This window comes from Psychrobacter sp. Cmf 22.2, from assembly GCF_001921745.1.
In the GTDB taxonomy this organism is placed as follows: domain Bacteria; phylum Pseudomonadota; class Gammaproteobacteria; order Pseudomonadales; family Moraxellaceae; genus Psychrobacter.
This window is the reverse complement of record NZ_MRYA01000006.1, coordinates 1-13,460: the sequence shown is the minus strand read 5'-3', so window position 1 is coordinate 13,460 and position 13,460 is coordinate 1. Positions and strand designations below refer to the sequence as shown.

General features: G+C 42.3%; 9 protein-coding genes. 5 read left to right on the top strand and 4 right to left on the bottom strand.

Annotation, left to right across the window (positions count from 1 at the left end):
* Nucleotides 1-182: 182 nt before the first annotated feature.
* A complete protein-coding gene (locus BTV98_RS10485) occupies nt 183-2,270 on the bottom strand; it encodes a catalase (RefSeq protein WP_075103565.1) in 2,088 nt (695 codons plus the stop codon).
* Between the two features lie 428 nt (nt 2,271-2,698).
* Between BTV98_RS10485 and BTV98_RS10480 the strand changes: the two genes are divergently transcribed.
* Both BTV98_RS10480 and ppc read left to right on the top strand, forming a co-directional pair.
* Complete coding sequence (locus tag BTV98_RS10480; protein ID WP_058368320.1) at nt 2,699-3,505, top strand: dienelactone hydrolase family protein; 807 nt, start codon at nt 2,699-2,701, stop codon at nt 3,503-3,505.
* Between the two features lie 289 nt (nt 3,506-3,794).
* On the top strand, nt 3,795-6,575 hold the full coding sequence (ppc, locus tag BTV98_RS10475; RefSeq protein WP_075103564.1) for a phosphoenolpyruvate carboxylase: 2,781 nt from the start codon (nt 3,795-3,797) through the stop codon (nt 6,573-6,575).
* Nucleotides 6,576-6,613: 38 nt separating this feature from the next.
* On the opposite strand, the gene BTV98_RS10470 is transcribed toward ppc, so the two are convergent.
* Together BTV98_RS10470 and BTV98_RS10465 are read right to left on the bottom strand one after the other, a co-directional pair.
* Nucleotides 6,614-7,270 (bottom strand): DUF938 domain-containing protein, encoded by a 657-nt coding sequence (locus BTV98_RS10470; RefSeq protein ID WP_256713896.1) that lies wholly within the window; start codon nt 7,268-7,270, stop codon nt 6,614-6,616.
* Between the two features lie 81 nt (nt 7,271-7,351).
* Entirely contained in the window at nt 7,352-7,816 is a 465-nt protein-coding gene (locus tag BTV98_RS10465; protein WP_075103562.1) for a flavodoxin family protein, read from the bottom strand.
* A gap of 409 nt (nt 7,817-8,225) precedes the next feature.
* Here BTV98_RS10465 and BTV98_RS10460 point away from each other — a divergent pair, with 409 nt between their 5' ends.
* The 3 genes from BTV98_RS10460 (at nt 8,226) to BTV98_RS10450 (ending at nt 12,427) form a co-directional block, all read left to right on the top strand.
* Nucleotides 8,226-9,710, top strand: coding sequence for a hypothetical protein (locus tag BTV98_RS10460; protein ID WP_075103561.1), 1,485 nt, complete (start codon nt 8,226-8,228; stop codon nt 9,708-9,710).
* 76 nt (nt 9,711-9,786) lie between these two features.
* Nucleotides 9,787-11,133, top strand: coding sequence for a DUF1501 domain-containing protein (locus tag BTV98_RS10455; RefSeq protein WP_058368316.1), 1,347 nt, complete (start codon nt 9,787-9,789; stop codon nt 11,131-11,133).
* 268 nt (nt 11,134-11,401) lie between these two features.
* Nucleotides 11,402-12,427 carry a purine nucleoside permease gene (locus BTV98_RS10450; RefSeq protein WP_058368315.1) on the top strand — a complete coding sequence of 342 codons (1,026 nt, stop codon included), beginning with the start codon at nt 11,402-11,404 and terminating at the stop codon, nt 12,425-12,427.
* Nucleotides 12,428-12,826: 399 nt separating this feature from the next.
* On the opposite strand, the gene BTV98_RS10445 is transcribed toward BTV98_RS10450, so the two are convergent.
* The gene (locus BTV98_RS10445) at nt 12,827-13,234 is read right to left on the bottom strand and encodes an OsmC family protein (RefSeq protein WP_075103559.1); all 408 of its coding nucleotides are present in this window, start codon (nt 13,232-13,234) and stop codon (nt 12,827-12,829) included.
* Between the last annotated feature and the right edge of the window lie 226 nt (nt 13,235-13,460).

Below are 13,460 nucleotides of genomic sequence, written 5' to 3'. Positions count from 1 at the left end.
ATAGCGCTCGTCAATTCAAAATAAATGACTTTGAGTGAACGCTTGTGACTATAAATAGTTAACCTTATATCACCTTTAAATCATACACTGATGCACTCAACTCTAAAAAAGCAAAAACTCAGCACATAGGCTGAGTTTAAGATAAAGCGTTTGAAGATTAAAACTTATATAGTATTAGTCAACTATGCAAGATCACGAACCTTTGGCTCACGCTCCCACAGACGCGACTTAGCGTTTTCGATAAAGGCATCTAAGTCAGCAAGTGGTGTGACAAAGCTGTCTTTTTCTACTGGTAGCTTGCTTAAGATGAATTCTTCAGTCGCTCCGCAATATGCAATTGCTTTACAATGCACATAAGCATCAGTAAACCAATCTAAGGTCGAGCTGTCTTTTGCTAGTTTCTTGGCTTGGTCTGGCATGATGATACTGACCACCGCATCAAAGAATACCGAAGGCGCACCTGCTACACGCTCTTCAGCTTGTATACGTGTGCCATCATCTAATTCCACCTCTTTACTCGGCGCAACGATTTTTACCATACCGCCTTGGGCATTGACAGCGTCTTCAAACTTTTTGATTTCGCTATGATTTGACCCTTTAGCAACTAAGATACCAACCAAACGTCCTTTTAAAGACTTAGGCGTACGGCCAATCGTCTGCAATGGCTCAGAGGTTGCCATATCTTGTACGGGAGCTGCAGCATCAGCAGGTTCTGGCAACTCCATACCTAAGGCAGTTGCCACGCGATTGGCCAAATCTTCATCGATATGTAACAGATGGCCAAGCATACGGGTACGTACATGAGGAGTATCTACTTTGCCAAGCTCAAATGCATAAGCCGTAGCAATATGCGCCTGCTCAGCTGGCGTTTGGCTGCGGTAGAACATACGCGGTTGACTATAATGGTCTGCAAAGCTCTCTGCGCGAATACGGCCTTTTACGCCATCATCCAACTGCTCATGGAATGACTCAAAACCTTTTTTAACACTTTCACGTGGACGCTCAGGATCTAAACTTTGTGGATCATAGAGGGTACGCGTCTTGGGCACCTGCATTTGCATATGACCATCTTGCTGGTTATTAGCAAATGGACATTTTGGTGCATTGATAGGAATTTGCGCAAAATTTGGTGAATTAAAACGGAACAATTGAGTGTCTAAATAACTAAACAGGCGTCCTTGTAGCAGAGGGTCATTACTATAATCAATACCAGGTACTACATGTGATGGACAAAATGCTACTTGCTCCGTTTCTGCAAAGAAGTTATCAGGGTTACGGTTCAAGACCATTTTACCGATAATTTTAACTGGCACTGTCTCTTCTGGAATCAGTTTGGTCGCGTCTAGATGATCAAATGGAAACTCATTGGCTTCTTCTTCAGTAAATAACTGAACACCAAGCTCCCACTCAAAATACATACCATTTTCAATCGCTTCATACATGTCACGGCGGTTATAATCAGGGTCAGCACCAGATATTTTTACAGCTTCATCCCAAATAAGCGACTGTACACCTGCTACTGGTTTCCAGTGGAAACGTACAAAGGTACTTTTACCGTCTTTATTTAGCAAACGGAAAGTATGGATACCAAAACCTTCCATCATGCTAAAGCTACGCGGGAGCGCTCGATCACTCATCAACCAGATGACATTGTGCATAGTTTCGGGGCTTAGTGACACAAAGTCCCAAAAAGTGTCATGCGCAGAAGCCGCTTGCGGAAACCCGCGATCTGGTTCTGGTTTTACCGCATGGATCAAATCTGGAAACTTAATGGCATCTTGAATAAAGAAGATCGGCATATTATTGCCAACTAAGTCCCAGTTCCCCTCTTCAGTATACATTTTTACTGAAAAACCACGAACATCACGCGGCGTATCTTTTGAGCCTTTATTACCAGCGACAGTCGAAAAACGAGTAAATACAGGCGTTTGCTTCCCTGTTTCTGTAAGAATTTTAGCGGTCGTGTATTCTTCTAACGATTCTGTCAATTCAAAATAACCGTGGGCAGCACTACCACGAGCATGTACCACGCGCTCAGGAATACGTTCATGATCAAAATGATTAATCTTTTCACGCAGTACAAAATCTTCTAACAATGATGGCCCACGCGCGCCAGCTTTTAGCGAATTTTGGTTATCAGAAATAGCAACACCTTGCTGCGTCGTTAAAACTTTACCGTCATCGTCTGCACGCTGGTGAGTTTCACCCCCGTTACCACGTTCAGTATTCATATTTTTAGCGGGGTCGGTATGATCTAGATTCTTCTTCATAATATATCCTAGCTAGTAAATAAAATAAGTCTGTTAAGACCCTTGATAAAGTGCTCACACAGTTTTTATATCCTTGAAGATAATGTTGACTTCATATGTCGTTCATTTTTCTGTGTTAATAGCACTACCGATTATTGATAAAACGAAAATAAATAACAGGTTTCCAAACTATATTACCCAAAAAATAAGTTGCTTATATGGTGAACCTTGTTGATATTTAGTTAAATTTCACACTTAATATAAACGAAAACTTTCACCTCTATGGCGGTATATATGCAAGATAAGAACGCATATAAATAATTGATTGTTGTAATGCCAATATTTTCTGGGGTATGCTTTTAGAAGGATTACTTACCAACGATAAATAACTGGACGTTGTATTTAGCCATCTATTTATCTTTTTTTAGCAAACTATAAGGCTATTTATCATGTCATTAACATCGTCTATCCTACCCAATTTTTTATCTAAACATCTTTATAACTCGTTGGTCGCTAGCACCTCGTTGGGCTTAATGATGCTTACGTTTGGCCAGACAGCAGCGGCCATTACCTCTACAGACATCACCTATAAGGTCGATGATAAACCTTATCAAGGCTATTACGCCAAAGCTGACAAGCCTAATGCGCCTTTTATCCTACTGATTCATGATTGGGACGGATTGACAGACTACGAGCGCAAACGCGCGGATATGCTGGCCGAACAAGGCTACAATGTGCTGGCTGCTGATATGTTTGGCACAGGTGTGCGCCCGACCGAAATGGAAGATAAGAAGCGTCTGACCTCAGCGCTGTACGACGATCGCAGTAAAATGCGTCGCTTGCTACAAGGCGCGTTAAATGCAGGACGACTCCAAGGTAATGATGTTCGCACAGGCGTGACGATGGGTTACTGTTTTGGTGGTACAGTCGCTTTAGAGCTTGCAAGATCAGGTTTTCCGCAAAAAGCGTTTGTGCCTTTTCATGGAGGGCTCGAAACTCCAAAGGGACAAAATTACGATAAAACGAATGGGGAGATTTTAGTTTTCCATGGTACAGCCGATGAGGCCGTACCATTTGAAGACTTCACTACTTTGGGAAAAAGTTTAGAAGCTAGCAAAGTACCCCATGAGATGATTACGTATAGCGGTGCAGTTCACGCTTTTACTGATTTTAATAACCCTGATAGATACAATGCGCGCGCAGATGAGCGCTCTTGGAAGCGCTATTTAGATTTTTTAGCAGAAGAATATCGATAGCGTTAGGTGCTATTATCAGTTAGAGTATAAGAGCAGCAATAAGACTGTTTGCTATCAAATATAAGCATCAATGCTTTTGCGCGGTATCAATGCTGTTTTAGCTCAACAGATTTTTTGCAACCATACTTTAAAAAAGGCGACTAATATATTTTACCTAAGACGGCTCGTAACTGTATTTACGAGCCGTCTTTATTCATCCGTCTAGGGCGTAGTGTTCGTTGAGTGAGGAAGATAGCCATATCTAAGCTCTATTGGATATATTCCCTAGTTATAGACAAGGAAGACAGTTATGTTATTAGATAACGACGTATTGCGTGCGCGCATTCGTTTATTAGGATCGTTTTTAGGTGAGGCCATTTCTCGCCAATCTGGCCAACAGACATTAGACACCATCGAGACCTTGCGCCAAGGTTTTATCCAAGAGCGCCGCGAGCATAACGACGGACAAAAAAAGCAACTTATCGAGCTCATCGCCTCGCTAGACAATCAAACACTAAAAAATGTCATTCGCGCGTTTTCTATTTACTTTTTTTTGGCAAACCTAACCGAAGAAAACTACTTACGTGAGCAGCGGCGAGTGATGCGCGCGGAGTCCAACCAAAGCTGGGAGGGCTCTTTTCGCCGCACTTTATCAGAATGCCGCGAGCGCCAGATCGAACCTGAACAAATCAAAGAACTCATTGATCAGCTAAAATTTATCCCCGTCTTTACCGCGCACCCTACCGAGGCGCGTCGCCGTACAACGATGAATATCCTGCAAACGCTATACGAGCACACCGATGCCATGGGTGCCTATCCTGAGGGTAGTCTCGCCTTTGAGCAAGCCAAACAAAAAACGTCAGAAACCATTGATCTACTGTGGTCATCAGATGAAGTGCGGACTCGTAAACCCTTGGTCTATGATGAAATCAATAACGGCCTGCATTATTTTGATGCCAGTCTTTTTACCGCTATACCGAAAGTCTATCGCAATATCAAAGACGCAATCGTAGAGATTTATCCTGAGCTTAGTGACTATGCGCTGCCCGCTTTTGTCAATTTTGGCTCTTGGATCGGCGGCGATAGAGATGGCAACCCCTTCGTCACTCATGAGACCACAGAAATGGCCGTGTTGATGCATGCCAATACCGTGCTGCGCCATTACCAAGTATTGATCCGAAAGCTGCGCCGCGAGCTCATTCATAGCGATAGTATCGTTACCATCGCGCCCGAGATTTATGAGCGCATCCAAGATTACAATGAGCTGGATCAGCAAGTGTTTTGTTATAACCCTGATGACTACAACCATGAGCCATACCGTAGATTGTTGTCGCTTATTCTTGCTAAAGTAAAAGCCACCAACCAACACATCCAAAGCCAAGGCACTGACGATAAAGCAGCAAAAGACGCGTACTTATCGCCGGCCGCACTGTTAGATGACTTACGCCTTATCCGAAAAAGCGTCAACACGCATGATAGCGCCCATGCCGAAGGGCTGCTACTAGATACCATCCGCTTGGTCAAAACCTGCGGCTTTCATCTGGCCGCGCTCGATATTCGCCAAGACTCAGGCTATCATGGCGAGGTCATTGCCGATATTTTTGCCAGTGCCTCCAACTTGCCCGATTACAAGGCGCTAAGCGAAGCAGAGCGCCAAGAGTGGCTAACCCGCCTACTACAAAAACCAGGCACGCCGCTGATTTATACCGATAATTTAAGCGAGCAAACCCGTGAGCAGCTGGCATTGATGCAGTCGGTGGCCAAACTGCGCAAACTGGTCGGCGACGATACCTTTGGCAGCTACGTGATCTCGATGACCAATAACGCCAGTCAACTACTAGAAGTGCTGCTGCTGATGCGTTTTGCTGGTTTATCTGGTATCGATGACGACGGACACTTATTTGCCGCTTTACCAGTAGCACCATTGTTTGAAACCATCGAAGACCTTAAAAACATTGATAAAATCATGCCAACGGTGCTGGATAACCCGCTGTATCGCGAGCTACTTGAGCACTCAGGCAATATTCAAGAGATTATGCTGGGCTACTCGGACTCTTCTAAAGACGGCGGCATCATCACCTCGGCTTGGCAGCTGTATAGCGCCCAGCAGACCATTACACGTATTGCCAACCAATATGGCATCAGCACCCGTCTGTTCCATGGCCGCGGCGGCTCTGTCAGTCGCGGCGGCGGCTCAACTCATCAGGCCATCGCCGCTCAGCCTGCTGGCACATTAAACGGACAAATCAAGTTTACCGAACAAGGCGAAGTGCTCTATGCCAAATACGCCAATCCAGATACAGCAGTGTTTGAGCTGACCATGGGCATCACAGGCGCACTAAAAGCCAGCTCGTCACGCTTTGTGGCGCAGCCAGCCCAGCTCGATAGCTATGAAGCACTGTTTGCGGATTTGGCCGATGCTGGTGAGCAGCAATATCGAGCACTGACGGATAATACAGAAGGCTTTTATCAGTTTTACTCCGAGGCCACGCCCGTACAAGAAATCTCTTTACTAAATATCGGCTCGCGCCCTGCCCACCGCAAAAAAGGCTTGCCAAGCAAATCGACCATTCGGGCGATACCTTGGGTGTTTGGCTGGTCATTGGCCCGCTTTACCCTTCCTGCATGGTATGGCGTGGGCACGGCATTAGAGAGTGTCAAACAAAACGAAGGATTGATGAAAGAGATGAATAAAAACTGGCCGTTTTTTAGCGCCTTTATCAGCAATATCGAAATGGCCTTTACCAAATCGGAGATGAATATCGCCCACGCCTACAGTCAGCTGTGTAAAGACGAGCACTTACGTGCGCAAGTCATGCAGGCTGTCGAGCACGAGCACGCGCTTACTCACTCTGGCCTAAACTCCCTGCTCGAGCAAACCTCATTATTGTCCACGCAGCAAGAGCTGGCAGCGTCTTTACAATGGCGCAATGCTTACTTAGACCCGATAAACTATATCCAAATCGAGCTACTCAAACGCATGCGCCAACCTGATGATAATGATGCTAAAAGTACCGACAAACTGGCGGTAGAAGATCCCCTGATTCGCAGTATCAATGCCCTCGCGGCAGGACTACGTAATACTGGTTAGAACTTGATACTGATATTAAAACGCGAATAACCGCTGACTTAGTTAGCGGTTATTTTTTGAAAAACCAAAATTTGGTTGTTCGCTGGCATCTGATATTGAGTCATTAATGTTAAATGGTGAGTGTTGGCTAAAGCGATGATATCTTCTTTATGCCGGATACCGCTACCAGCATCACGCTGGCGCAAACTGAGATCAAACTGCTGGTTAATTGCACTGGTATAGCGTCCGTTTTCATTAAATGGCCCGTAAACAATCAGCTTGCCGTCTAACGGTAATGCTTCTCCGACCAACTCAAACAACCTCTCAACCAAAGGCCACGATATGATATGCAAAGTATTGGCCGTAAACACTGCATCGTAAGGCTTGCCCGTTATTGAGCTCGGTATCGAATCTGTCGTCAAGTCAAACGTAACAGGCGCATGCAAATTTGGCGCAGGATAACAGGCTTGCCACGCTTGAATGATAGGGTGATTGGCAGCGACATCACTGGTTTGCCATTGTAAGTGCGGCAATCTTGGTGCAAAGTAAACGCTATGCTGACTGGTACCTGAGCCGACTTCTAAGACATGAGTATGCTCTTGTAGCTCTTTTTGTAGCACGTTTAAGATAGGTACTTTATTATTTTCACACGCTTGCGAAAATGGCACTCCGGCTGGAGCAATCGATTGCGTATTATCTGAATTATTATTAAACACTACAGCCATCCTTATAATACTGTTTTCATCAAGCACAGATATCAATAACGAAGATAAGCAACAATAACCTACCACAACGACCTAATAGATACCTGCCTCAACGCCTGCCGCCAATGTCATTGCCAGCTCTTCGACTTGCTCAGTGAACGCCTCTTGCCAATCGCCTTGTAAAATCAGTGCTTCTTGTATCCATTCCCAGCGTAATCCTGTCGTAATCGTTTGCAGCGCCCGTTTGGTTCCTGTGCCATCTTGTCCCGCTCGAATATACAGCGCGAATGGCATGCCCTGCTTCTTCTCTAGCACTGGATAATAACAGCGATCAAAGAAATCCTTGGTCAGTCCTGCCATATACGCCAAGTTCTCAGTCGTGCCTAATAATAACGCATCAGCTGCGAGTACATCTTCAGGCTGCGTATTCTGGGGCGTCTTTAAGATGACATTGATATCTATATCAGAATGATTGGCACCATCGTAAGCCGCTTGCGCCAACTTCTTGGTGTTGGGTGATGGCGCATGCGCGACGATAAGTAAGGTTTTGGTAGCCATATTAATCACCTTTATAACAATTAATAGTCATTTTCTGAATAATATCACAACAGATAATTTTGGGAAAAGACACTCAATATCATTCTTATGGAATACTTTTTGCATAATAGCGCTCAAAGGTTGCTCAAGTTTTTATGCCTGTTATTGATAGTGGTTATATAGAATGATCTCATTACACTATTTTACATAGGTATAAGACTTATGCAAATGGACACAGTTTCAAAAACTCGATTACTACAATTTTCCAGTTGCTACAGGTTTTATAGAAATAAAGCTAGTCTATACTCACAATCGCGATACCAAAGTTAAAATTAAACGTTAACTTCTCAACATATGTAAAACGAAACCATATTGTAGTCCTACAAATTTGAGTAATTGAGCCAATTTGAGTTAAACAATCGGAGTATTTATGAGTATTAGCCAGAATCGATCTGCTAATGATAATTTATTAAATTTGAATACAGTTTCAGAAGGCAAAATGGTTAGAAGCGACGGTATCGTTGTTAATAATCGTGGTTGCGATATATCTGACTTTATTAAAGTAGAGCCAAATGCTAAATATAACATCTCTAGCGAACAACGCAGAGGTCGTGACACTTTTATTTATATTGCTTACTACGATAGCAATAGAGATTTTATCAAACGGGTATCTGCAAGAGACAGATATTCTAAAAGTATAACCGTTACTGCCCCTACAGATGCTCATTATGCGCGTCTCAATATGAATGGCGGCCCTGCCTATCAACACAAACGTATGTTTATAAAAGATGGCGAAGTACTGCCTCCTCAAAATTTTGAGGGCGTATATCCTGATCCTCATCAGGATACCATCTATTTTAAGAATAATTATAGTACGCCTGAAGAAGCGCTTGAGGATGCAGCTAGGCGTGGAGGCGCCAACATTATATTCCCAGATGGTAAATATGAAGTAGCTCTAAAACCTAGAGTACCTAATATTCGGCTGTTTGGTACGGGTGCAACTTACTTTTATGCTAAATCCAGATCAGCAGTGCTTGAAGTTCGCGAAAGAGGGAATGGCTTTCAAGCGACAGGCATTCATTTTAGAGGCCAAACTATAAAGCATGCTGACACTAACAGCCCATTGGCCACCTCTATCTATTGTATGTGGATATGGGGCAAAGATTGTAAGTTTAGCAACTTTACCTCTGAAGGAGCGATATACGACAGCTTATATATACGTGGCAATGGTGAAATGAACTTTGAAGCCAGTGATTTCAAAATAGGTCCATCTAACAGAAACTGTCTTACTATCGCATCAGGCTTTGGTATAACGCTTAAAAATGGCATTGTTCGGTTTAAAAAAAATACATATGTCTATTCTACAAACCCTAGCCGAAACGACCGTGAACCAACCTATGGCGGTTTATACCTTGCCGATATTGAACCACCTACCTCTTCTCTTCAATGGGGCAATGTATTATACGAAGACATTGAGTTTATCAATGCTAGCAACTCGTCTGGAGGACGTCAGATCATAATACAAGATAACAATCGTAATAATCGCAATTACTTTGATATTACTATCCGTAACTGTCTTATGATCAAAGAAGGTAATCATGATGGACATGCCCCATACATCAGGCTGACATCAAAATCTAAACAGAAAGCATTTAGAGGCATTACTGTTGAAGGTGGTACATATAACAACCGCGTCATTATGACATCAAAGTATGAAAAGTTACTTGAGGACTGTACGTTTCAGAATATTAAACTAGATAATACGATATCTTTTGGCTGGCTAATTACCCTTGGCGAAGATTGTATTGCTAGAAATATTAATACTAAAACTAACATCAAAGTTGCAAGCTTTAAAGTTGATCCTTCAACCAATGTCATTGTCCAAAATGTCACAGGTAATAAAAATTATAGTTAATGCTATTTTTATTAGTAGTGATGCAGTTCAATGGTCTAGTACCCAATAAAGTAATAAAGATTATAGGAAAGTTATTGTGAATGAGTTATCAAGAAGAGCCTTTTTACAACGTTTAAGTTATTTAGCAGGTGCTGGTGTTGTTGCACCTATGGCTATGAGCTTATCAGCTAACAAAGCGAGAGCAGCAACAGCAGGCTCAGACTATAAAGCCTTGGTCTGTGTTCTATTAGACGGAGGTAATGATCAAGCCAATACTTTGATACCTATCGACACATCCAGTTATGCAACTTATCATAAGATACGTCAAGACATTGCATTAGATCGATCAAATGTACTACCTTTAATACCTACAACTCAGCTAGCTGGCGGTTTGAAATGGGGTTTTAACCCTAATCTTAAGCGCCTAAATAGCTTGTTTCACTTAAAAAAACTGGCAGTTTTACAAAACGTAGGATCTTTAGTGCAACCTACCTCAATGGATCAGTATAAGAATCGATCAGTAGCGTTACCTAGAGGCTTATTTGCTCACTATAATCAAAAACAAAACTGGCAAAGCACTGCGTCGGATTCTTTTAGAGAAGGCTGGGGCGGAAGAATTGGTGATGCAATCATAAAACAAAACTCTCATGGAGCGTTTTCTTGTATCAGTACTGATGATGATAATGTATTTCTAACAGGCGAAAAGACCAACCCATTGAAAGTTACCTCTGATGGTCTCAAAATTACTGGAGGTATTGAAGAAGGGTCATCAGTATCTGGTACGACGAACTTTTCAGAAGCACTAAGAAGTTTATTTACTTCGTCCGATGACAGTACAGTTGCAAATTCCACCAACGAATCAATGATGTTATCTGCTATCCAAGACGCAAAAACTATTTCAACTGAATTTTCAGCCGAAAATACATTAGCGCAACAGTTAAAAACAGTAGCATCACTTATCAAAGCACGAGATAAGCTGGGTGCCAAACGCCAAATATTCTTTGTGAAACTTAAAGGGTTCGACACACATAATGATCTACTTGGGCGACATGATACGTTGATGCGTCTACTTGATGATGCATTAGGAAGTTTTTATGAAGCTACTGAAGAGTTAGGTGTTTCTCAAAATGTTACCACTTTCACCATGTCAGAGTTCGGTCGAACTTTGAATAGCTATGGTAACGGATCAGAGCACGGCTGGGGAAGTCACCATTTCATTATGGGCGGCGCTGTAAAAGGTAGAGATTTTTATGGTCAAGCTCCAGAGATAGGTCTAAATACAGCCATTGATGTCGGTGAAGGTGCATGGTTACCTACGACATCTATCGATCAGTATTCAGCGACTTTGGCCAAATGGTTTGGCGTCTCAGATAATAATCTAACCATGGTAGCGCCGAATTTACATAAATTCAATAATCAAGATTTAGGCTTTATGTCTAGCTGATTAATTTTTAAAAAAGCATTTTATGAAAGGTGTTTGAACGTTATAACAGCAATAAAGCTTGCCAGAATTCAATTTTGGCAAGCTTTATCGTTTTAGGTTCGTTGTATTACCTTTATAATAAACAGTAGTAGTGCATACCGCCCTCTGCAGCCTATTTGCAGATTATGTTATTCTACGCAAAGTAAACTCTCCTAGTTTTAGCAGAAATTTTAGCTACTTCTAATCAAACAATTAACCTAGAACCCCATATTTCAAATAGGCATCAAACATGTTTATAAAAGAACGTTTTTTCTATTTATCCTTTTTTACTACCATGCTTATGTTCTGTAGTAGTGCGCAAGCTAAAACTCCTGAAGATGAGATCAAAGTAAAAGTATTTATCGCCGCGATGTTTGAAATTGGTGAAAACAGTGGCGATAAAGCCGGCGAATTTCAGCATTGGTATAATCAATATTTTGCAGATAGTAAGCCCATAAAAGTAAAAGGTGCTCATAGCCCAGTCTACTGTAACTCCGAAGGCGTCTGTGGGTCAGTATTAGGCATGGGTAAAGTAGGATCTTCAGCATCTATGCAAGCAATAACACTCTCTCCTAAATTTGACTTTACAAAGAGTTATTTCATTCTAAGTGGCGTCGCAGGCACACCACCTAGTAAAGGTACTATAGGAGATGTCAGCTGGGCTTCTTGGCTGGTGGATTATGACTTAGGTCACCGCTGGAAAGCAGAAGAAGGTAAAAAAGGCGCGCCTACTTTTACGCCGCGCAAAGGCTATGAGGATATTCGTCGCTATCAACTTAACCCTGAACTCCTAAACTGGAATCTACATTTGAGTGAGTCAGTTTCTTTAAAAGATTCAAAAGAAGCCAATGACTATCGAATGAGATACCCAAATGCTGAGGCAAGACGTAGTCCAGCTATAACGGTAGGCACTCATATGACAGGAGATACGTTTTTTCATGGTCCAGGCTTGTCAAAACAAGCTCAATATATCACTGAGCTGTATAATGCAGATGATTACGTGATCACTGAAATGGAAGCCGCTGCCATAGCGCAAGTACTAGATAGAACTGTAGGGACTGAACGTATAATGAGCTTACGTGGTGCGGTGAACTTTGATCAAGGTCATCCAAATGAGACTACCCTTCAACATCTAGATCCTGCTCCAGGAGAAACCGCTGGTGGCTTTTCAGAAACAGTGGAAAATATAGTATTAGTAGGATCAGAAACTGTCGATCATATCGTTGATAACTGGGATGTTTGGGAAGACGGTGTACCAAAATTTGAGCAAAAATAAGAACCAAGATTTAGGTTTTATATCTAGCTGATTCATTTCCAAAAAAGCACTTCATGAACGTTGTTTGAACGTTATAACAGTAGTAAAGCTTGCCAGAATTCGGTTTTGGCAAGCTTTATCATTTTAGGCTCGTTGTATTATCCCTATACAATTAAACCTAAAGTTATCTAAAAAAGTAAAATAGAACTAATTAAGACAGCCGGATCGTAACGTTTATCTCAAGCGTCACAAGCTAACTCAATAATGGTCATATGCACTTTACTGCCTCTTCTTACTTCACCTACTATAGCTTTGATCTTCTCAGCCATGGTAGCTAAAACATCAGTTACTGTATCGACGACTTTGATACCATATTAGTACCGAGATATACACAATTAACATCATCGAAAATCACTTATGCTAGTTTCTAGAATTAATAGTCACCTTTTGCATGATATCAGGATGGATACTTTTCGCAACCGGACACATGAGCGCAGTGTTATAAAATATCTTTTGCGTTTTTTCATCAAGCTGTTGATTAAAGGTAATAGCAACATGAACTTCACTGACTCGTCTGGGGTCAGCTGCCATGATTTTGGTCACTTCAGCGGTAGTACCTGCAATATCAACTTCCATATCTTGCGCTTTGATACCAATAATCGTCAGCATACAACTGGCTAAGCTGGTCGCTAGCAAATCAGTCGGTGAAAACGCTTCGCCCTTACCCTGATTATCAGTCGGAGCATCGGTAATGATTTCGTTGTTTGATTGCAAATGTATAGCAGTAGTACGTAGGTCGCCTTGGTAGGTTACTTTTGATGTTGTCATACCCTATCCTTTCTAATGAAGTTAACTTAAATATAGACATAGTGTAATAGAATGCAACAGCTATGACCAGTAGCTATTCCTTAAAGCCCTACCCAATCCCAGACAAAAAAAGCCCCCAACACTCATGTGTCGGGGGCTTTTGGAATAGGGAGCTGACGATGACCTACTCTCACATGGCCGGAGCCACACTACCATTGGCGCGACGATGTTTCACTTCTGAGTTCGG